This window comes from Xanthomonas euvesicatoria pv. euvesicatoria, assembly GCF_020880415.1.
GTDB classification, from domain to species: Bacteria; Pseudomonadota; Gammaproteobacteria; order Xanthomonadales; family Xanthomonadaceae; genus Xanthomonas; species Xanthomonas euvesicatoria.
The window spans coordinates 1-21,242 of the sequence record NZ_JAJIUJ010000113.1; the positions used below are offsets into that span (position 1 = coordinate 1).

The 21,242-nt window shown below is 62.5% G+C and carries 18 protein-coding genes; 9 read left to right on the top strand and 9 right to left on the bottom strand.

Translation table 11 applies throughout. The features are described 5' to 3' along the window. The first annotated feature begins 14 nt into the window (after window positions 1-14). On the top strand, window positions 15-245 hold the full coding sequence (locus tag LN450_RS19695) for a type I toxin-antitoxin system ptaRNA1 family toxin (protein ID WP_011347386.1): 231 nt from the start codon (window positions 15-17) through the stop codon (window positions 243-245). 218 nt (window positions 246-463) lie between these two features. Here LN450_RS19695 and LN450_RS19700 read toward each other — a convergent pair whose 3' ends face one another. After that, window positions 464-802 (bottom strand): helix-turn-helix domain-containing protein, encoded by a 339-nt coding sequence (locus LN450_RS19700; RefSeq protein ID WP_011347387.1) that lies wholly within the window; start codon window positions 800-802, stop codon window positions 464-466. A gap of 305 nt (window positions 803-1,107) precedes the next feature. Here LN450_RS19700 and mads1 point away from each other — a divergent pair, with 305 nt between their 5' ends. The 7 genes from mads1 to LN450_RS19735 all read left to right on the top strand — a co-directional run bounded on the left by mads1 (window position 1,108) and on the right by LN450_RS19735 (window position 11,485). Beyond that, the gene (gene mads1 / locus LN450_RS19705) at window positions 1,108-1,308 is read left to right on the top strand and encodes a methylation-associated defense system helix-turn-helix domain-containing protein MAD1 (protein ID WP_011347388.1); all 201 of its coding nucleotides are present in this window, start codon (window positions 1,108-1,110) and stop codon (window positions 1,306-1,308) included. A 58-nt stretch (window positions 1,309-1,366) separates the two neighbouring features. Continuing rightward, window positions 1,367-4,147, top strand: coding sequence for a class I SAM-dependent DNA methyltransferase (locus tag LN450_RS19710; protein ID WP_011347389.1), 2,781 nt, complete (start codon window positions 1,367-1,369; stop codon window positions 4,145-4,147). Then, window positions 4,144-6,198 (top strand): DEAD/DEAH box helicase, encoded by a 2,055-nt coding sequence (locus LN450_RS19715; RefSeq protein ID WP_011347390.1) that lies wholly within the window; start codon window positions 4,144-4,146, stop codon window positions 6,196-6,198. The genes LN450_RS19710 and LN450_RS19715 overlap by 4 nt, the downstream gene beginning before the upstream one ends. Then, on the top strand, window positions 6,191-7,402 hold the full coding sequence (locus tag LN450_RS19720; protein ID WP_011347391.1) for a GIY-YIG nuclease family protein: 1,212 nt from the start codon (window positions 6,191-6,193) through the stop codon (window positions 7,400-7,402). The genes LN450_RS19715 and LN450_RS19720 overlap by 8 nt, the downstream gene beginning before the upstream one ends. Window positions 7,403-7,440: 38 nt before the next feature. Continuing rightward, window positions 7,441-10,068 (top strand): TrlF family AAA-like ATPase, encoded by a 2,628-nt coding sequence (locus tag LN450_RS19725; protein WP_011347392.1) that lies wholly within the window; start codon window positions 7,441-7,443, stop codon window positions 10,066-10,068. After that, window positions 10,050-11,225, top strand: coding sequence for an RNA-binding domain-containing protein (locus LN450_RS19730; protein ID WP_011347393.1), 1,176 nt, complete (start codon window positions 10,050-10,052; stop codon window positions 11,223-11,225). The genes LN450_RS19725 and LN450_RS19730 overlap by 19 nt, the downstream gene beginning before the upstream one ends. Before the next feature lie 62 nt (window positions 11,226-11,287). Then, window positions 11,288-11,485 (top strand): hypothetical protein, encoded by a 198-nt coding sequence (locus LN450_RS19735; protein WP_039418936.1) that lies wholly within the window; start codon window positions 11,288-11,290, stop codon window positions 11,483-11,485. A gap of 260 nt (window positions 11,486-11,745) precedes the next feature. Here the strand turns inward: LN450_RS19735 and LN450_RS19740 are convergent, their stop codons facing one another. The 4 genes from LN450_RS19740 to LN450_RS19755 form a co-directional block, all read right to left on the bottom strand. Continuing rightward, complete coding sequence (locus LN450_RS19740) at window positions 11,746-12,717, bottom strand: zinc-binding dehydrogenase (RefSeq protein WP_011347394.1); 972 nt, start codon at window positions 12,715-12,717, stop codon at window positions 11,746-11,748. Window positions 12,718-12,853: 136 nt separating this feature from the next. Then, a complete protein-coding gene (locus tag LN450_RS19745) occupies window positions 12,854-13,435 on the bottom strand; it encodes a DNA-3-methyladenine glycosylase I (RefSeq protein ID WP_011347395.1) in 582 nt (193 codons plus the stop codon). 108 nt (window positions 13,436-13,543) lie between these two features. Continuing rightward, window positions 13,544-14,329 (bottom strand): SDR family oxidoreductase, encoded by a 786-nt coding sequence (locus tag LN450_RS19750; RefSeq protein WP_039418938.1) that lies wholly within the window; start codon window positions 14,327-14,329, stop codon window positions 13,544-13,546. Continuing rightward, window positions 14,320-14,655, bottom strand: coding sequence for a nuclear transport factor 2 family protein (locus LN450_RS19755; protein ID WP_011347397.1), 336 nt, complete (start codon window positions 14,653-14,655; stop codon window positions 14,320-14,322). Before LN450_RS19755 ends, LN450_RS19750 begins: the two co-directional genes overlap by 10 nt. Window positions 14,656-14,751: 96 nt before the next feature. Here LN450_RS19755 and LN450_RS19760 point away from each other — a divergent pair, with 96 nt between their 5' ends. Further along, a complete protein-coding gene (locus tag LN450_RS19760) occupies window positions 14,752-15,657 on the top strand; it encodes a LysR family transcriptional regulator (RefSeq protein WP_011347398.1) in 906 nt (301 codons plus the stop codon). Between the two features lie 162 nt (window positions 15,658-15,819). Here the strand turns inward: LN450_RS19760 and LN450_RS19765 are convergent, their stop codons facing one another. The 4 genes from LN450_RS19765 to LN450_RS19780 form a co-directional block, all read right to left on the bottom strand. Further along, window positions 15,820-16,356 (bottom strand): aldo/keto reductase, encoded by a 537-nt coding sequence (locus LN450_RS19765; protein ID WP_008571369.1) that lies wholly within the window; start codon window positions 16,354-16,356, stop codon window positions 15,820-15,822. After that, window positions 16,353-16,556 (bottom strand): aldo/keto reductase, encoded by a 204-nt coding sequence (locus LN450_RS19770; RefSeq protein ID WP_008571370.1) that lies wholly within the window; start codon window positions 16,554-16,556, stop codon window positions 16,353-16,355. The genes LN450_RS19765 and LN450_RS19770 overlap by 4 nt, the downstream gene beginning before the upstream one ends. A gap of 597 nt (window positions 16,557-17,153) precedes the next feature. Further along, window positions 17,154-19,535 carry a YbcC family protein gene (locus tag LN450_RS19775; RefSeq protein ID WP_046933886.1) on the bottom strand — a complete coding sequence of 794 codons (2,382 nt, stop codon included), beginning with the start codon at window positions 19,533-19,535 and terminating at the stop codon, window positions 17,154-17,156. Window positions 19,536-19,562: 27 nt separating this feature from the next. Continuing rightward, the gene (locus LN450_RS19780; protein ID WP_011347401.1) at window positions 19,563-21,164 is read right to left on the bottom strand and encodes a proton-conducting transporter transmembrane domain-containing protein; all 1,602 of its coding nucleotides are present in this window, start codon (window positions 21,162-21,164) and stop codon (window positions 19,563-19,565) included. Window positions 21,165-21,242 lie beyond the last annotated feature (78 nt).

Here is a 21,242-nt window from a genome sequence, read left to right on the forward strand (position 1 = left end):
TGGAGAGGTGAATCATGGCAACTTTGAATCCTACCAACGCAACTCAGGCAGTGCATCATGCGGCCGTGCAGCTCGCGGCCCTAGACTGGATTGACCAGGATGCAGCCCGGCAGCTCGGGCCGCTGGCCGAAGCAGTCGCCAATGCCTTCATGGTCGTCTTCTACCAGGCCGAGACGGGCCGAGCGACGCCGGCGGACTTCCGTGAGGCACTGAATGCCGTGCGCCAGTCGCTTCACCCAGCGTAAGCCACATACTAGGAACAACAAGGGCAGCCAATGGCTGCCCTTGTTGTCTCCGGGCCTGCATCGTCGGAAGTGGCGATGCGCGCCGGCGCTCGAGCATCGCCAGATCGGGCGATGACGCCCCGCCTTACTCTTCCCCTTGGCGTGGATCTCGCATCGTCATTTCCGGCGATGAGATCCACCTGCAGCACCGCCAGGAATGGCGATGCTGGCCAGCTCGCTCACGACGCGATGCCGTGCATGGTTCGCGCACGTGCCGCGACCTGGTGCGCGTGCTCGATATAGGCCGGGTCGGCCGTGGCCTCGGCGTCCGCCAAGAATGCGGCCACGGCTTCGGCGCTGGTCAGGTCTTCGGCCGGGTCAAAGGGCGTAAGGGATTCTAGGTCCGCATCGACGCGGCGGGCCAGGTCGATAGCTTGGGCGATGTCAGCCAGACGGGCGCGCACCTGGTCAGCGGTAACGGCGCGGCCTGGGTCGGCCTTCAACGCATCGTAGGCTGGGCCGATTCGTTCATGCAGCCAATGTTCCATATCCACTTTTTCGGTTTCCTCTTTGCCCATCGCACGCCTTACGCTGATATTGCTCAGCACGTCTCATCCAGATGAGGCCACAGGCTACTACGTTGCCTGCTTTCGTTGGAAAAAGACACGCCGCCCACCTTCTTGGCGTAATCCCATTACGACCTGGCGGCCAAAGCACATGGCATTGCCGTCAAGCTGTTGTGGCGAACTTGCCGCAGGGCGGAGCGCCGGCCGAATCTGTGGCTTCGCCATATGAGATTCGGGGTTCATTCGGGCAGCTCAAATGGTAAACTTGGCCAAACTTTGGAAGACTTCGCCGCGCGACACCAAGCGAGCCGCCTGACATGAACCAACCTGATAGCGAAATTCTCACGCTGGATGAAGTGGCGATCTACCTCAAGGCAGGGAAGAAGACCGTTTACCGGCTGGCCCAGCAGGGGGAGATACCGGGATTCAAGCTGGGCGGCACCTGGCGGTTTCGTCGCAGCGAATTGGATCGCTGGATTGCCGCGCAGATAGCCGAAAAAACGCAGGACAAGACATGAGCACCCCGCAGAACAGCAGCAGCCAGGCGGAATCGTTCAGAGAGAGGGCTGCACGCCCATGAACGCCGTAGAAATCGAACAAGCCATCACAGACCTTGCGGAGCAGCCGTTCGACGGTGCAGAGTTCCCCTATGCCTTTCTTGAGGCGTTCGGCAACAAGGCGACGACCATCAAGCGCCTTCGTGCCGGGGCGTCGAACAAATCCGACCTTGGCGGTGTTCTCCAGACCAGCAACATCCACATTCTGACCTGCGACGCAGGGCGGGTGACGCAGACGCTGGCCGCCCTCAAGGCCAGCCCGGCGACGGCCAAGGCCAAGGCGAAGTTCATCCTCGCCACGGACGGCGCGGACTTCGAGGCCGAAGACCTGACCAGCGGCGAGACAGTCGCCTGTGCCTTCAAGGACTTTCCCGACCACTTCGGCTTCTTCCTGCCGCTGGCGGGCATCAGCACCGTCCGCCAGATCAGCGAAAACGCCTTCGACATCCGGGCCACCAGCCGCCTGAACCGCCTATACGTCGAACTGCTGAAAGACAACCCTGAATGGGGCACGGCGGAGCGTCGCCACGACATGAACAACCTCATGGCGCGGCTGATCTTCTGCTTCTTTGCCGAGGACACCGACATCTTCGTCGGCAAGGGCCGCTTCACCGAAACCGTCGCGCAGATGAGCGCCAAGGACTCGTCCAACACGCACGAGGTCATCGCCACGTTGTTCCGTGCCATGAACACCAAGCGCGAGGACCGGGCCGCCGCCAAGGTTCCCCGATGGGCCGAAGACTTCCCTTACGTCAACGGGCAGTTGTTCTCTGGCGGTGACGAAGTGCCGCGATTCAGCAAGATCGCCCGGTCCTACCTGCTGCACGTCGGCGGGCTGGACTGGACCAAGATCAATCCGGACATCTTCGGATCGATGATCCAGGCCGTCGCCGAGGACGAGGAGCGCGGCGAGCTGGGGATGCACTACACCAGTGTTCCCAACATTCTTAAGGTGCTGAACCCGCTGTTTCTCGACGACCTGCGTTCCAAGCTGGAAGAGGCGGGCGACAATCCGCGCACCTTGCTCAACCTGCGCAAGCGCATCGCCAAGATCAGAGTTTTCGACCCGGCCTGCGGTTCGGGTAACTTCCTTGTTATCGCCTACAAGGAGATGCGTGCCATCGAGGCAGAGATCAACAAGCGGCGTGGTGAACCGGATCGCGCATCAGGAATCCCGCTTACCAACTTTCGCGGGATCGAGCTGCGTGACTTCCCGGCGGAGATCGCCCGCCTTGCGCTGGTCATCGCCGAGTACCAGTGCGATGTGCTGTATCGTGGTCAGAAGCTGGCCCTGGCCGAGTTTCTGCCCCTGCGCAACGAGAACTGGATCACCTGTGGCAACGCGCTGCGACTGGACTGGTTGAGCATCTGTCCGCCGACTGGAACCGGCGTGAAGGTGCAGGCTGATGATTTATTTGACTCTCCGCTCGATCAGGCCGAGATCGATTTCGAGAACGAGGGTGGCGAAACTTACATCTGCGGAAACCCTCCGTATTTGGGGTCCCGAGATCAGAAAGAAGAACAAAAAGCTGATCTGCGACTTCTTTTCGATAAGCGGGTCGAAAACTGGAAGTCTCTTGACTATGTTGCTGGATGGTGGATTAAGGCCGCTGACTACTGCACTCACACAGAAGCCATCGCAGCCTTCGTTTCCACGAATTCTATTTGTCAAGGTTTGCAAGTTCCAGTCCTATGGCCAGCGATCTTTGCCAGCGGCTGTCAGATTGATTTTGCTTACACCTCCTTTCGATGGGCCAATCTCGCCAGCCACAACGCGGGTGTGACCGTGGCAATCGTTGGCATCACGACACAGCCCCGCAGTCCGAGGCGTCTGTTCTCTTTGGATAGTTCGGGAAGCACCATCGAGCGTCAAGGTTCACACATAAATGCCTATTTGGCACTGGGCGAAACCGTAATCGTGGAAAAGGCCAGTCAGCCTCTGTCCGCGCTTAGCGAGATGACTTTCGGAAACACGCCAATAGACGGTGGTCTTTTGTTGCTCTCTCGGGACGAGCGTGACGCGCTGCAACTTACATCCGAACAACAACGTCGCTTTATTCGACGGATTGTCGGTTCGGCTGAGTTCATTCGCGGATTGGAGCGCTACTGCCTGTGGATCGAAGATCAACACTTGGCTGAGGCACAAGCAATCCTCCCTCTTGCTCAACGCATTCGTGGGGTGCGGGATCTGCGGCTCAATGGCGGGAAGACAGCGAGAGACATTGCCGAAAGGTCACACCAATTCCAACGCATGTTCATTGGAAAAAACTCAACCCTCGTCGTCCCTAGCGTTTCGTCCGAATCCCGCGAGTACCTGCCCTGCGGTTATGAACCTGCCGGAACTGTCGTTAGTAACCTCGCCTTCGCTCTATACGACGCTCCGCTTTGGAATATGGCACTCATCGCAAGCCGCTTGCACCTGGTTTGGATCGCTTCCGTCTGCGGAAAAATGAAAACGGACTTCCGCTACTCCAACACCCTTGGTTGGAACACGTTCCCGGTGCCGACACTGACCGAGAAGAACAAGGCTGATCTCACGCGCTGCGCGGAGGAAATCCTGCTGGCGCGAGAGCATCACTTCCCCGCGACCATCGCGGACCTTTACGCTCCCGATGGCATGCCTGCTGACCTACGTACCGCGCATGATCGCAATGACGAAGTGCTGGAGCGCATCTACATTGGCCGACGTTTCAAGAACGACACCGAGCGGCTTGAAAAGCTGTTTGACCTTTACACCAAGATGACAGCTTCGGTTGCACCGGCCAAGGGCAAGAAGCGCAAGGTGGGAGCCAACGCATGAGCGACAAGATCAAGTCCGTACCGTCCGTTTCCGTCACCTACGCCCGAAACGGCGCATCGACCAAGGCCAATGCGCTTGGCATGCGGCCCATGCAGGAGCGGGCCTACGAGAAGCGGGGCGAGCAATACCTGCTGATTAAGTCGCCACCCGCATCGGGTAAGAGCCGTGCGTTGATGTTCGTGGCACTCGACAAGCTCAGGAATCAAGGTTTGAAGCAGGCCATCATCGTTGTGCCGGAGAAGTCCATCGGTGCCAGCTTCAACGACGAACCGCTGTCGAGGTACGGCTTCTGGTCCGACTGGCATGTCGAACCCAAGTGGAACCTGTGCAACGCGCCAGGCAACGATAACGGCGGCAAGGTCAAGTCGCTGGGCGCATTCCTCGAAGGCGACGACAAGGTGCTGGTCTGCACCCATGCGACATTCCGCTTCGCGGTCGATGCCTACGGCGTAGAGGCGTTCGACGACCGACTGATTGCGGTCGATGAGTTCCACCACGTTTCGGCCAACCCGGATAACAAGCTCGGCTTGCACCTGGGGCTGTTCTTCGCGCGGGGCAAGACGCACATCGTTGCCATGACCGGCTCCTACTTTCGTGGCGACGCCGAGGCCGTGCTCGCACCGCAGGATGAGTCGAAGTTCGATACCGTCACCTACACCTACTACGAGCAGCTCAACGGCTACGAGTACCTCAAGCAACTCGACATCGGCTACTTCTTCTACAGCGGGCCTTACGTTGATGACATCCTCAATGTCCTCGATCCCGCCGAGAAGACCATCATTCACATCCCGAATGTCAATTCGCGCGAGAGCACGAAGGACAAGATGCGCGAGGTGGAACACATCATTGAGGCGCTGGGGGAGTGGCAGGGCATCGACGCCGCCACCGGCTTCCAGCTCGTCAAGCGCCCCGATGGCCGCGTGCTGCGGATCGCTGATCTTGTCGATGATGATGCTGCCAAGCGTGACCGCGTGTCCGCCGCGCTCAAAGACCCGGCGCAGAAGAACAACCGGGACTATGTGGACATCATCATTGCGTTGGGCATGGCGAAGGAGGGCTTCGACTGGATTTGGTGCGAACACGCCCTGACCGTGGGCTACCGCGCCAGCCTGACCGAGATCGTTCAGATCATCGGCCGTGCAACCCGCGACGCGCCTGGTAAGACCCGCGCGAGGTTCACCAACCTGATCGCCGAGCCGGACGCGGCCGAGGAAGCTGTTACCGAGGCCGTCAACGATACGTTGAAGGCCATCGCAGTCAGCCTGCTGATGGAGCAGGTTCTTGCTCCGCGCTTCGAGTTCAAGCCCAAGAACCCCGACAGCGGCCCGACGCCGGGATTTAACTACGGCGAGGGTGGCTACGACGCGGACCGTTGCAATGTCGATGTCAATGAGCAGACAGGGGCTTACCAGATCGAGATCAAGGGCCTCGCCGAGCCCAAGAGCAAGGAGGCGGCGCGAATCTGTCAGGAAGACCTGAACGAAGTCATTGCGGCCTTCGTGCAAGACAAGCCCACCATCGAGCGCGGCCTGTTCGATGAGGAGCTGGTACCCGAGGAACTGACGCAGGTTCGCATGGGCAAGATCATCAAGGACAAGTATCCCGAGCTTGACGCCGAAGATCAGGAGGCCGTGCGTCAGCACGCCATTGCTGCCCTCAACCTCACGCAGCAGGCCAAGCGGCTAGTCACCGAAGGTGAGAGCGACGGGTCACCCAACACCGCCCTGATCGACGGCGTGCGCCGCTTCGCGATGGACGTGCGCGAGCTGGACATCGACCTCATCGACCGCATCAACCCCTTCGGCGAAGCCTACGCCATCCTCGCCAAGACTATGAGCGAGGACAGCTTGAAGCAGGTTGCGGCGGCCATCTCGGCCAAGCGCACGAGCCTGACGCCGGACGAGGCGAAGGAGATGGCTGTTCGCGCCGTTCAGTTCAAGAAGGAGCGCGGACGCGTTCCTGCACTCGATTCCCAGGATGCCTGGGAGCGACGCATGGCCGAAGGCGCGGCCGCCTTTATGCGATTCAAGGCGGAGGGGCGCTATGAGTAACTCCGATCTTGACGAACTCGCTGCGGAGCTTGCCGAGTTCGCACCGCCCGAGGCGAAGGGCGGACGGCCAGCCAGTGAGGGGCGCGTCATCGCGGGCTTCGAGGAAATCCAACGCTTCACCGAGAAGCACGGGCGTGCGCCGCAGCATGGTGAGGATCGCGACATATTCGAGCGCCTCTACGCCGTGCGCCTGGACCGCTTGGGTGCGCTCCCGGACTGCCGCGCCCTGCTTGAGCCGCTGGACTATCAGGGCTTGCTTGCCGCTGCGCCAGCCACTGCCGTTCCGGGAGATGAGGCCATCGATATCGACGACCTGGCTGCCGAGTTGGCGGGCGTAGCCGAGGCGGACGACATCACGGTCCTACGCCATGTCCGCACCAGCGCCGACAAGCGCGCAGCCGAGGAGATCGCGGATCGCAAGCCCTGCGAGGACTTCGAGACCTTTCGACCCTTGTTCGAGCGCGTGCAAGCGGAGGTCAAAACCGGTATGCGCCAGTCCCAGCCCATCGAAGCGGGCCGCCGCGCGATTGAGGCCGGGGACTTTTTCGTTCTCGATGGCATCACGCTCTACGTTGCCGAGGTCGGCGAGCCATTGAAGACCACCGCCGGGGAAGTGGACCGCCGCCTGCGCCTCATCTTCTCCAACGGCACCGAGAGCAATCTGCTGCTGCGCTCGCTCCAGCGAGCGTTCTACAACGACCCCGCCGCGCGGCGGCTGGCCTCGCCCGAGAGCGGGCAACTCTCCTTCGGCGGAGAGCTTGAAGCCGATGATGTCGAAAGCGGCACGATCTACGTCCTGCGCTCCCTCTCCGATCATCCCTATGTCGCGCAGCACCGCGAGATCATCCACAAGGTCGGCGTGACCGGGGGCAGGGTGGAGACGCGCATCGCCAACGCCGAACACGACTCCACCTACCTGCTGGCGAAGGTCGAAGTGGTGGCAACCTACAAGCTCGCGGGCGTCAACCGCACCCGGATGGAGAACCTGTTCCACAGACTGTTCGCGCCCGCGCGGTTGAACATCACGATCAACGACCGCTTCGGTCATCCTGTGCAGCCTGAGGAATGGTTCCTAGTGCCACTTCATGTGATCGACGAGGCGGTTCAGCGCATTCGAGATGGATCGATCACCGAGTTTATCTATGACCCGCAGACCGCTCGACTGGTGGGCTACGCGCGGACTAACTATAAGGATGAACCATGATGGAAAGTCTGCGACCGAAGCAGTCAGAGGCTCGATCCATGGTCTTTGCAGAAGGGGCGCAGTGGGTCCGTGCTGACTTTCATCTGCATACCCGAGCGGACCGAGAATTCAAGTTCACGGGCGATGACAACTTCTACAACAGCAACTATGTGGATGCGTTGGAGAAAGCGGACATCCGATTGGGCGTCATCACCAACCACAACAAGTTCGACTTCGAAGAATTCAAAGCACTGCGCAAGACGGCCCAGAAGAAGGGTATTGCGCTGCTGCCAGGCGTTGAGTTGTCGGTCAATGACGGGGCTAATGGCATCCACACGCTTGTTGTGTTCTCCGACGAATGGATCGATGAACACAATTACATCAACCCCTTTCTGACCAGCGCATTCGAAGGTAAAACGCCCGCGCAGTACGAGCAGGAGAACGGGCGCACTTCATGGTCGCTTCTGGAGACCATCAAGAAGCTGGAAGGCTATCACCGGGACTTCTTCCTTGTCTTCGCCCATGTCGAAGCCCCGAGTGGCCTGTGGGCGGAGCTGGATGGCGGCCGGCTTACTGAGTTGGGGCAAAACGAGTTCTTCCGACGCAGAACGCTGGCTTTTCAGAAGGTACGCACGCACGACGGCGCAGGCAAAGACAAACCCTGCCGCACCAAGATTCAAAGCTGGCTACAGAGCTGGTACCCCGCCGAACTGGAAGGCAGCGACCCCAAGAGTGTCGATGAAATCGGTCGAGGCAAAGCCAGCTACCTGAAGCTGGGCGAACTGTCCTTCGAGGCGGTCAAGTTTGCCTTGAGCGATCCCGTTGGGCGGGTAGCCATGGAGCCGCCCAAACATCAAGCGTCGCACATCCGCAGCATCCGCTTCGACGGCGGCATCCTCGACGGGCAAGTGCTGCATTTCTCTTCCGAACTCAACACGTTGATCGGCATCCGGGGCAGCGGCAAATCATCCATCCTGGAGGCAGTACGCTACGCCCTCGACATTCCACGCGGCGAGAAGGCGCAGGACACCAAGTACAAGGATGAGTTGATCCGCCATACCCTTGGCAGCGGCGGCAAGGTGACGCTGACAGCATGTGACGTGTACGGACAGGAATTCACCATCTCCCGCATCTTCCGCGAAGCCCCGAATGTCTATTTGGGCGGCAAGTTGCAACCCGGCGTGTCGATCCGGGAGACCGTACTGCGCCGTCCGATCTACTTCGGCCAGAAGGACCTTTCCAGCACCGGCGAAGGCTTCGAGACCGATCTGGTGGAAAAGCTGGTTGGCGAGAAGCTGCGTGTGCTGCGTGACGAAATAGAGGTTCAACGCCAGCGCGTGCGTGACGCTGCTCAGCGCTGGCTCAAGCTCGGCAACACGGCCGAACTCAAGCGCGACTTCGAGACCCAACTAAATGATGCCAACTTCCGTCTGACCAAGTTCGCCGAGCACGGTGTCGCCGATAAGCTCCAAAAGCGACTTGGCTTCCAGCAGGACGCCACAGCGCTCGCGCGCATGATGGAGCGGGCAGACAGCTTCATCCTCGCTCTAGGAAGTCTGATTGCCGAGCATGAGGACGAGCTGCGGAACGCAACGAGCTACGTTTCCAAGCAGAACCCGGATTTCTTCACGGCCTACTACGCCGAGTTCTCCAACCTCGTTGCCAAGGTCGATCAGCTCAAGCAGATCGAGCGAGAAGCGAACGTCATTGCTGCTCGCCTCAAGACCAAACAGGGCGAATTTGAAGGCGCAAGCAGGAGCCTTCAGGAGGAGTTCGCACAAGTCGAGCGCCAACTGGCTCAGGAGCTCAAGCAAACCGGCATGACTGCCATCCAGCCGGACGACTTCCTGGCCCAGCAGCAGCGCAAAACCAAGGCGGAGCAAATGCTTCAGGCGCTGGCCAAGCAGGAATCACAGCAGACCAGCATCCGCGACGCGCTGTTTGCCGAGATCGACAAACTCAATGAACTATGGCTGAGCGAGTTCAACACCATCAAGGTAGAGCTGGACCGCGTGAACGCTGGCCACACCGCCCTGCAGATCGAAGCCGACTTCAAGGGTGACAAGGAAGCCGCCATCAGCTTCATGCAGCAGCTCTTCAAGGGCAGCAACATCCGCGAAACCACGCTGCGCGCAGTGATGGAGGACTATGCAGATTTCGGCGGCCTCCTGCGTGCCCTGCCGGGAGCCTTGGCGAAGGCCGGCAGCACCCCCGAGGTCTTCGAAAAGACCTTCATGCAGAACCTGACCGAGTTCGTCACCTGGCAGGTGCCCAACCGCTTCGTCATCCGCTATCGCGGCAAAGAGTTGAAGCACCACTCTCTCGGGCAGCGCGCTTCGGCCCTGTTGCTGTACGTGCTCAGCCAACGCCAGAACGACGTGATCATCATCGACCAACCGGAAGACGATCTGGACAACCAGACCATCTACGACGATGTGATCAAGCTGCTACGGGAAATGAAGCCTCACGCCCAATTCATCTTCGCCACCCACAACGCCAACTTCCCGGTGCTGGGTGACGCGGAACAGGTGCACGCCTGCCAATACCAGGACGAGAAGGTCGCCACGCGAAGCGGCAGCATCGACGCCCGCCCGGTGCAGGACGCCATCATCAACATCATGGAAGGAGGCCAGGAAGCCTTCAACCGTCGCAAAGAGGTCTACAACCTATGGAAACCACAGAGCTGATCGACCTGCTCAGCCGGGGCGAGGACAGTCGGCAGCAGTTCAAGACGGACATGAACAATGCCGACGCCTTGGCAGCGGAGATTGTTGCCTTCAGCAACACCGCTGGTGGTCGCATCTTCATTGGGGTGAACGACGACGGTTCGGTGCGCGGCCTATCCGGCGCCGACGTTGCTCGTCTCAACATGCTCATCGCCAACGTGGCCTCACAGGTCGTGCGTCCCGCCGTGAACCCGCTCACGGAAAACGTGCCCCACCCGGCAGGCACGGTGCTGGTGCTGTCCATCGCTGAAGGCGTCAACAAGCCCTACATGGACAAGAACGGCGCGATTTGGGTGAAGAACGGCTCGGACAAGCGCCGCGCGACCTCGCGCGAGGAATTGCAGCGCCTGTTCCAGCAGGCGGGCTTGGTGCACGCCGACGAAACGCCGGTGGCGGGCTTGAGCGCGGGCGATGTGGACATGCCCTATTTCGAAACCTTCTTCGAGCAGCAATTCGGTGAGCCGCTCGCCCAGCATAACCAGCCGTTGCCGCAGTTGCTGACCAACATGAACCTGATGAACCAGGGGCAGCTCAACGTGGCGGGCGGTCTGCTATTCGCCAAATCACCGCACTACGCGCTACCCGCCTTCATCGTCAAGGCCGTCGCCTTTGTCGGCACCCAGATTGAGGACGAACGCTACATCGACAGCCGCGACATCGCCGGCAAGCTGGCTGACGTGTTCCAGCAGACGCTGGGCTTTATTGTCGCCAACACCCGCGCTACGCAGGGCGAGCAGGGCTTCAACTCCCAGGGGCAGCCTGAGATCCCCCGCATCGTCTGGGAAGAGCTGGTCGCCAACGCCCTCATTCACCGCGACTACTTCGTCAGTGCGCCGATCCGCGTACTGGTGTTTGCGGATCGGGTCGAAATCATCAGCCCCGGCCACCTACCTAACAACCTGACGATCGAGAACATCAAGGCCGGCAACTCAAATATGCGCAACCCCATCCTGGCGTCCTTTGCCGCCAAGCTCCTGCCTTATCGCGGATTGGGTAGCGGCCTGCTGCGCTCACTGCGGGCATGGCCGCAGATCGAACTCATCGATGATCGGGCCGGCAATCTGTTCAAGGCTATTGTGGCGCGTCCCAGTGTGCTGGAGCCGGCCGGAAGATCTTGACTGATCGGCTGGGACGGAGGTGGATAGGCTTCTGGTTTTTAGAACGTCGCTATGGTGTCAGCATGAAACTGCACGAAGAAAACGAACCGTTCTTCATCACCGAGGACATGGCCGCCGAGATGGCCGCTGCCGGCTACGAGTTCAAGCCCCCCGGCCATGCCAGAACGAAGAGCGTCCGCGACCTGTACGGATGGCAGCCCGGGGAGACTCTGGAAGAGGCCATTGCCCGGCACCAGCGCAGGCAGTGTTCATCCTCTTGATCTGAGGATGGCACTTTTCATGGCATCAATTAGCTGTCCATTCGTAAGTTGTTGCCAGTAAACGAGTTTCTATGCTTATAGATAATCGAGTGGGAATGATCCCGCGTGCGGCACTGCCCGGCACGATCTAGCAAAATGCCCTGAGACCCGCGTAACTGCGGGCTTTGGGTTTTTGGGTCTGGCAAGTTCGGGTAGTGTTTTAGCCAGCGAAAGCTCCGTTGGGCGGGCTTTTGCTTCTGTGCTTTACGCTGCTCTACCAATTATCTCGTGAACACGGTCTTGCCCTGGGTGCGACCGTCGATCATGTTGCGGATCGCGTCGCGGGCTTCGGTCATCGGCACCACCGCTCCGACTTCGGGGGCGATGTTGTTGCGGATGACGAATTGCATCATGGCCTTCATTTCCTCAAGCGTGCCCATGATGGTGCCGCGGATGTCGATCTGTTCGACGAAGATGCGCAGCACGTCGGTTTCGGCGATGTTCCCGGTGGTGATGCCGTTGATCACCAGGACGCCACCGCGCTTGACCGCCTTCAGGCTATCTGCCCATGTCGCCGCGCCGATGTTGTCGACGACTGCGTCAACGCGGCGTGGCAAGGCCTCGCCATGTCGCAATACCCGGTTGGCGCCAAGGCGTTCGGCAATGGCGGCCCCTTCATCATTGCGGGTGGTGACCCACACTTCGAAGCCGGCAGCACGGCCCATCTGTATGAGCGCCGTCGACATACCGCCCGAAGCGCCCTGTACGAGAAGCGTCTGCCCCGGAATCAACCGTGATTTGGTAAAGAGCGAGCGATAGGCCGTGAGCCACGCGGTGCCGAGCAGCGAGGCGTGAAGCGGTGACAAACCGTCAGGAATAGGGACCGCGTTGCGTTTCGGGACGGCGACATAATCGGCCATCGTCCCGGGCACGAGTTCGCTGATAACGTGCCAGTGCGGGTCGAGGGTCTCGTCGCCTTTCCAGTCGTCGCTGCCCAGTACCGGATAGAGCACGACGGGCGTGCCGTCTTCGAGCACGCCTGCGGCATCGTTGCCCAGGATCATCGGGAAGGGGATCGGCTGCTCCTGGGAGGTCATGCCGCGCAGGGTGAAAATGTCGTGCCGGTTAAGGCTGGCATGGGTCACCTTCACGCGTACCCAGCCCTCTTGCACGATGGGCTCGGGGCGCTCTCCGACGACGACGGAGGCAAGCGGGTCGTCGACGTTGGCTTCTTTGGCGTAGACGGCAAACATGGTCGTTCTCCTTCAGTCGGTTGGACGTTTTGTGCGGCGCGCACGTGAAGTCGAAGTGAGCGCTGGCGCAAGGTTTGCCCTGCGGTACCGCAGTTGAAATCTGGCTTCCATGCGTCCAGCTGATGAGCCCTGCGCCCTAGCGGGTTCCTTGGTGCTCGAGATGGCGTCGGAAGCAGCCAAGCGAATGGTCGTTGACGATGCCGACCGCCTGCATCCAGGCGTGGATGATGGTCGGTCCGACGAACTTGAAGCCGCGTCGCTTCAGTTCCCTGGAGATGTTCTCGGACAGTGGCGTACTGGCCACCAGGCTTACACCGTCACCCAGGATGGGAACGCCAGCCGTGAAGGACCAGCAGAAGGCCGAGAAGTCTTCGCCGCGATCCTGCATGTCGCAGTAGATTCGCGCGCCCTTGATGGTGGCTTCGATCTTGGCCCGCGCACGCACGATGCCGGGGTTCGCCATCAGCCGCTCGATATCCTGCTCGTCGAAAGCGGCGACCTTGACCGGATCGAAACCCGCGAAGGCAGCGCGAAAGGCTTCGCGCTTGCGCAGGATGGTGATCCAGGCCAGACCTGCCTGGAACCCTTCCAGCATGAGCATCTCCCAGAGCATCCTTGGGTCGCGCTGGGGCACGCCCCATTCGGCATCGTGGTAGTCGCGCATCAGCGGGTCGTTCTGGGCCCAGCTGCAGCGTTCGCAAGATGGGTTCTCAGGCATGGTGTTGGCCTCTCTTCAATCAATCCGCGGGCTGGCATTGGGCAACCACTTCATCCACCGGCAAGGGGAGGTGAGCGGCGCGCTTGCGGGAATACCGCAAAGCCATGCCTACACCGTCCTGATCGTGCCGCCATCGATGACGAACTCGGCGCCGTGGATCGCCGCCGCACGATCGGCAGCGAGGTAGGCGATAAGATCGGCCACCTCTTCAGGTTCGGCTGCGCGCCCGATCGGGATACCGCCCAGGGCATCGAGCACAGACTGACGCGCTTGCTCGATCGTGCCGCCAGATTTGCTGAGCGTTTCCAGAAAGTCCTGCATGGCCTCGGTCATGATCCAGCCCGGTGAGACGGCATTGACCCGCACGCCCTTGGGGCCGAGCTCTTTGGAAATCGACTTGCTGTAGGTCCGCAGCGCGGCCTTGGCGGCGGCATAGCCTGTCGTCGACTCGGGCAACGGCAGAACCGACTGAATCGAGGTGATGTGCACCACAACGCCGCTGCCACGCTCCAGCATCTGCGGAATCAACAGCCGATCGAGTCGCACGGTCGCCAGCAGGTTGAGGTTCAGTTCGGCAAGCCAGTGCTCGTCCGTCAGCGCGGCGAAACCTCCGGCTGGCGAAGAGGAGCCACCGACGACATGGGCCAGGATGTCGACGCCACCCAGCCGCTCAAGCGCCGCCGTGGCAAACGCCTGGCCGCCTTCCGCGGTCGTCAGGTCGGCCTGCACGTATTCGACGCCTTCGATAGGGGTGTTGATCGTGCGAGCCGCGGTGATGACACGGGCGCCGCCAGCGAGGAAGCGCTCGACCGTGGCACGGCCCAGCCCTTTGGTGCCACCGCTGACGAGCACGCGCTTGCCGGCGAATTCGGTCGGATCTGCCTTCATGCCCATACCCTTGTCTCCAGGGTCTTGATGGCATCGTTGACCATCGTGAAACGATAGGTGAAGCGCAGCGGGCTACCGGGGAAGTCGCCATGGGTGGGGCCTTCGAGGACCACGACGCCGTCCTCTTCACGCACGGTATCGGGCTCGAAGATCGCCTTCACCGCGATCCCTTCTTCCTCAAGCAGTTGGCGGATTCTGGCCTGCCCCACGTATTGCTTGCCGTTGTCGATGAAAACGGCGTCCTCGTGGAAGTGTTTCATCATGCCGTCGAGATCGAGACGGATGTTTGCCTCGATGTAGTCGGCGATCGGGTTGGGTAGCTTGATTGACATGGTCATCTCCTCGGCGGTGATGGCGTCAATTTAGCGGTGGACTTTTCGCCTGATAAGCCAGATAAAGGCGCATGGAGTATCACGGAAAGCGGGATAATGACGCGTCATTCGCTGATCGAGCTTGAAGCGGTTCTCGCCATCGTGCGCTGCGGCTCGTTTCGTGCGGCGGCACTGGAACTGGACATGTCGACCACGGCTATCAGCAGCGCGGTAGGCAAGCTCGAGCGAGACCTTGCCGTGCGGTTGTTCAACCGCACCACGCGCAGCGTCTCGCTTACCGATGCGGGGCGGATGTTCGTCGACCGCATCAAGCCTGCCTTCGAGGGCATCCAGAATGCGCTGAACGCGGTGCGCTCCCATCAGGAGACGCCATCCGGCACCTTGCGCATCAATGCGTTCGCCACCGCGGCGCGCGAGATCATGGCGCCGCTGGTGCTGAGCTACCTGCAGCGCTATCCGCTGGTGCATGTCGACATCGTCACCGAGGGGCGACTGGTTGACGTGGTGGCGGCGGGCTTCGATCTGGCCGTGCGCAGCGCCGATCTGGTGCCCAGCGACGCGATCGCCATACCGCTGGGGCAGAGGCGGCGCATGGCGGTGGCTGCCTCTCCCGCCTTCTTCGAAAACCGGGCTATCCCGAAAGTCCCGCAGGATCTGCTCGCTTACCCCTGCGTTCGCGGTCGGCTTCCCGACGGTACATTGCTCAGGTGGCGGTTCGAGAAGGGCGGTGAAGAGCTGCAGCTGGAGGTCCAGGGACCGATCACGCTCGACGAGGCGTCGCTGGCGCGGATCGCGGTGGCCAATGGTGTGGGCATCGGCTATTTCATGGAGGCCGATATCCGCGAAGACATCGCCGCAGGGCGGCTGGTGCGCATCCTCGAAGACTGGACGCCGCCGCTCGCGCCGCTATGCCTGTATTACTACAACCGGCGCAATTCTTCTGCGGCCTTCCAGGCCTTCATCGCGCTGGCACGTGACTACACGGCCGGACGGCTTGCGTAGCCCGCTTCGGCATCACGTACGTCTAGTCCTGGAACTTGTGGATGGTGCGCCGACCTCTCCGTGTTGGAGCTGCATCCCGGACTTGCCATCCTTCTCACTGCTCCGTGGCGTTCTCGCCGTCTAGGCCCGGACCACGTCCGCTCCAGACGCAGGCAGGTCGGGCTAGAGCGGACGCTCGCCAAGGCTCCAACTCGGTCCCTCGAATGCATGACCGGCTGGAACCCGGCTTCTGGCGTTATAGCGTTGGATCCAACCCGGGTACGCGGCAGCGGGTCGGCTGACTTGGTCGAGTTCGGCCAGGTCCTCGCTCGAAAGCGTCAGTTCCAGCGCTCCGAGGTTCTCGGTCAGTTGCTCGGGGCGTTTGAGGCCGACGATGACGCTGGTGACCGCCGGACGAGAGAGCAGCCATGCGAGCGCGATCTGGGCAGCGGTCGCGTCATGCCGCGCGGCCACGGTCTTCAAGGTGTCGATGATGTCGTGCACCCGTGTTTCGTCAACCGGCGGAAAGGCGATCGACGCGCGGCGCGCGGTGTTGTCTGTGTGACCATGGCGATCGAACTTGCCGGAGAGCAGTCCGCCGGCCAGCGGACTCCAACATAGCAGGCCGATCTGTGCATCCATGACCGCAGGCACCAGCTCATGTTCGATGTCCCGCCCCGCGATGGAGTAGTAGGCCTGAAGGGAGGCGCACCGCGTCAATCGCCGCCGCCGTAGACGTCCGCTGTATCGATGAAGTTGATGCCGGCATCGAGGGCCTGGTCGACGATGGCGTTCGTCTCCTGCTGCGACAGGCGCCCAATGGCTGCACCCGCAGGCGTCGTGGCACCACCGAAGGTCATGCCGCCGAGGCAGAACTTCGACACGAAAAGACCGGTGCGACCAAACTGGGCGTAGTGCATGAGAGGTCCTCGCTGCCGTAGGGAAGAGGATCGCAGGACACGGGGAGATCACATTATCGAGCGGCAGCCCTCTCCAATCCATTATCGAAGCGACGCATTTCATCATCCACCGGCCAGGCATGGACCCTGTTCGACGCCTTCTCGCTGCTCCGCTTCGGCAGCCTGCTGACCACGCAGGGATGCGCAGGGGCGCCGGACACGGCGTTCCCATCCTGTCGGTAGACGGAGATGCTGGTGAGTGCACCCGCAACAATCTCACGCGTGCCGTCTGCCAAGCGAATATTGAAAGCTGCCGTGGTACGAGACACTGACGTTAGCCTGTCGCTGCCCGGCCGGCTCGCTGTATCTCCCACGAATGCAAGACCTGTGCTGCTGACGGCAGAGGCCTATGCCCATCACGGCCACTTCTTCAAGGATGTGGATTCGGAGCTCTGCCGAGGATGGGGTTGAACGAACTCAGCTGCTTTCGGCCATTGCCGGCGGACAACCCATCATTCCAAGGTGTTGATCCGATCCGGCGGGGTTTTCGTTGGCTTGGAGAAAATCCACTTCCTGCCCTCCCGCCTCCGGTCCGGTGGCGGGGTAGGCGAGTGTGTGTCATGCAAGCATCGGCACGGAGTGATCGCAGCTGCGTGCGCCGCTGGCGTTCTGCTCCCAACGCAGGTCGCCTGCATAGCGGTGCGCCATGCGGCCTTCGTCGTCCAGGGCGAACAGATGCAGCCAACGGTTGTCGAACAGGGCGCGGACCTGCGGGTGCCGTTCGAGGATGGTGGCGATCGCTTCGGGCGGTGCTTCGATCAACACCGAGAGCCGCAGCGGCTCGTGGGTCAGGCGTTGGCCGTCATGCACCGATTGCCACGGCAACCCGGTGCGCAGGATCCCGCCGTTGCCCTCGACCACTCCGATGCCGCCGGTGACGTTGTGCAGCAGCTTGTTGCCGGCGCCAAGACTCTCGGGCGCGACGGTGGATCCGTAGTACTGCAGGCTGATCCAGCTGGCGACGACGACCGGTGCGGTCAGGATCAACTCCAGCACGCCGAAGCCGTCGTCGTAGCGCCAGTCGTAGTCGTGGAGGAAGGCGCGTCCGGCCAGATCGCGCCCGGCAGTGCGTGAGCGGGGTGCGGCGATGAAGGCCTGGCAGCCGGCAAGTGCCCATTCGGGGCGAATCTCGGCCCAGTCGCGGGCACGATGTGCGATGTCCTGGCTGCGATGCGCGCGGGGCAGGCGCACGGCACGTTCCCCGCGCGCCAGCGCCCCGGCTGCGCCCAGCCACTGCCTCGCTTGGGCGAGATCTTCGGCATGCCCGGGCGAAGGGTGATCGGCGGTGTAGAGGGTGACCGCATCGGTCGTGGTGTCGTGCAGTGCAGCCAGGAATAACGTGTCGGCGGGAATGACGATGCCGCGTGCGGCAAGACCGGCGCGCACCTGGCTGTCGTTGAGCAGCGAGGCGAGCAGCCGCGCGTTCACTTCGCCCGAATAGCCGCCGCATGCGCCGCAGTGCAGCGCGCTCGCATGAGGGTTGTTGACCACTTTCGCACCATGGCCGGCGAGTACCACCAGCCGGGCGAAGCCGCCGGTGAACGACATCGCCTTGAGGATGCGCGTGGCCATGGTCAGCCGGGTCTCCAGGTCCAGCCCGTCGCGCAGCAGCTTGGCAACGTAGATCGGGCCGGTGGCCTCGACGAAGGCGAACGAGGAAATGGCCGCCAGCTTGAAGCGGCCCCAGGCGCGCTTGGCACGTGCCGCGATCCGTGCGCTGAGGTCGGAGGCGGCTGCCGACGACGTTGCATCTCCCGCGCAGGTGGTCACACCTGGCGTGAGCAATACGGGCAGGCGCGCTTCGACCACGTCCGAGGCAAACCGGCGATGGCCGATGCCCAAGCCGAAAAACCCTGCAAACCCGAGGGTCTGGATGCCCGAATCGAGGCTTTCCAGCGCGCGGCGGAAAACTTCCGAGCGCACATCGATGCAGAACGCCATTTGCAGCTTCACACGCCCAGATGCGACCTGGGCCGGCGATGGCGCGGCCAGCACGGCGCTGAGCTTGCGCTGCGCGGCACGTTCGGCCGCTTCCTGCAGGATGCTGTCGATGACATCGTCCGACGTTGCAGCGACCGGCTCGGCGTAGGCGGCAACGGCCCTCTGCCAGCCAGGCACCAGCGTGCAGCCGCCGTTACCCAGCAACGCGGCTTCCCAGAGCAGGCGGACGGCGAGCAGGTCGGTGACGCATGCATCGGTTGCGCCGCTCAACTCTGCCTGCCAGAGCCGATACCGGGCGAGCTGGCCCCAGCCGCCCAACGTGGTCAGCAAGCGGTGGAAATAACCGTCCAGTGCGTCCTGCGAAAGTCCCAGGCGAGCGACGCAGTCGACGATGGCGTCTTCGGCATTGGCTGGCGCCTCCGCCACATAGCGTGCGAAACCTGCCAGGCCGGCGATTTCCGGAGTCAGATCGTGGGTCGCGATGATCCGCCAGGTGCTGTAGGCGCCACCGGACTGGCCGACCGCCCACAGCGCCTGGCCCTGGTCGAAATAGCCGGCTGCCCAGTGACCGATACGCTCGTTGACGATGCCGGGCCAGTCGACCGCATCCGCGTCGCGGGCCAGCTCGGCGACCGTGGGGAGCGCCTGCGGGGCAGGGCGTGCGGCTTGGACCGCCTGTTTCAGGGCGGGCAAGTTCGGCGGCCGCAGGGCTGCCGGCGCGTTCTGCAAGGCGGCTTGCAGATCCTGTTCGGCGATCTGGCCGGACTGTAGCCGCTCTGCATACCAGGACCGCGGCATGGTGATCGCGATACCGGACGCGCGCCGCAGTCGCGCCCCCGCCATTTCCAACGGCTCGCTGCCCTGGCCGAGGAAGGGGTTGACCGCAACGCTGGAGGCGAGCGGCCACAGCGGCGGGATGGCGCGTGCCGCACGTTGGGCGGCGGCGATGATCACATCGTGGGACGGGGACACAGGCATGGCGGTGGGCGTGGTGGTCATCAGCGTGGGGGCCTGGGGTGAAGGGGTTCAGGAGGTCTTGCGAATGGACCAGCCGCCGAGCAGGCGATCGATCGTGGCGTTGGCATACAGCCCATTGGAGAGGTGGACGCGGAGCCCGGCGGCCGCGGGGTGCGAGGCCCAGAGCGGGAACAGCGCCTGCGCCACCGCCACCAGCCCGAAGCTCAGTACCGCAAGCGTCATCAGCGTCCACTCCAGCCGCCCCGGTGCGGGCGTGCCCGGCAGCACGCCGGCCGTCAGCCATTCGGCAGCGGTCTGCAGCGCGAAGTAGCCGATCGCTGCGGCACTGGCGTAGATCGCCGTCATGCGGGTGAGAGGGCGTGGCGCGGCATCGGCAAGGCCCTGGGCCAGCAGGTAGGCGACACCAAAGATCAGGATCGCGCCCAGTGCCAGCGCCTGTGGCGACTTGTGCTCGAAGCCGAAGGTGAACCCGAAGGCAGTGCCGATGCCGATATAGATCGCCAGTGCGATCAAAAATGCGCGGCCGACCGCCGACCCGTTCGCAACGGCGACCGGCCCGGGCCGGCGAATGGCCGCCACTTGCTCGACCGCGCCGCCGGAGGCCAGGAACGCGTGCGCCTTGTAGAGCGAGTGCGCCACGATGTGCAGCAGGGCCAGCGGAAACAGCGCCAGACCGCACTGGAGCATCATGAATCCCATCTGCGCGACCGTGGACCAGGCCAGCGAGGTCTTGACCGCCGGCTGGGTCAGCATCACTAGCGCGCCGAACAAGGCGGTGAACCCGCCCAGCATGGCCAGCACGGCGAGCACGCCGGGGGCGGCGAGCATCAGATCGGCAAAGCGGATCAGCAGGAAGCCGCCGCCGTTGACCACGCCGGCGTGCAGCAAGGCCGATACCGGCGTGGGCGCTTCCATCATCTCGGTGAGCCAGCCGTGGGTCGGGAATTGCGCCGATTTCAGCACCGCCGCGAGTGCGATCAGGGCGGCCGCCGCGACCAGCGCCCAGGAGTGCTGCCCGCGCGCGGCCAGCGCCCAGGAGTGCTGCCCGCGCGCGGCCAGCGCATTGATCGTGGCGATATCGGTCGTGCCCATGCTTTTCCAGATCAGCACCGCGCCGCAGGTCAGGGCGATACCGCCGGTGGTGGAGAACACGCGCTTCTTGCGTGCGGCGCGCTGCGCCTCAACGCGCTCGGGATAGAACAGCAGCAGGCGATGCATCGCGATGCTGGTGGCGATCCAGGCGATGACGACCTGGACCAGGTTGCCGGCCTGCACCAGCAGCAGCACTGCCGCCAGCGCCATGCACAGCCAGCCGGTGAAATAGCCCTGGCGTGCCTCGCCGTCGAGATAGGTGCGCGCGTACCGCACCACGATCCAGCCAACGAAGGCCACCAGCAGGAGCATCGTCACGCTGACCGCGTCCAGCCGCGCGGACAGGCCGATATCGCCCCATCCGATCAGCGGGCTGGCGCCGGTTCCTCGCAGGAGCACCAGCGCCAGCGATGCGATCGCGATGCAGAGCGCGCCGAGCGCGGCGCCTTCGGCGAGGAGGGGAATCTTCAGTGGAGGCCGACCGCCGCGCCCCAAGGCGACGACAGCGGCGGTCAGCAACAGGAGTGGTGCGAACAGCGGGAGTAGATAGAGCGACAAGGCAATCCCCTAAGAACGAACGTGGTGGCGGGCCGCGCCACGATAGCGATCGGTGGGGTTGAATAAAAATTCATTGTT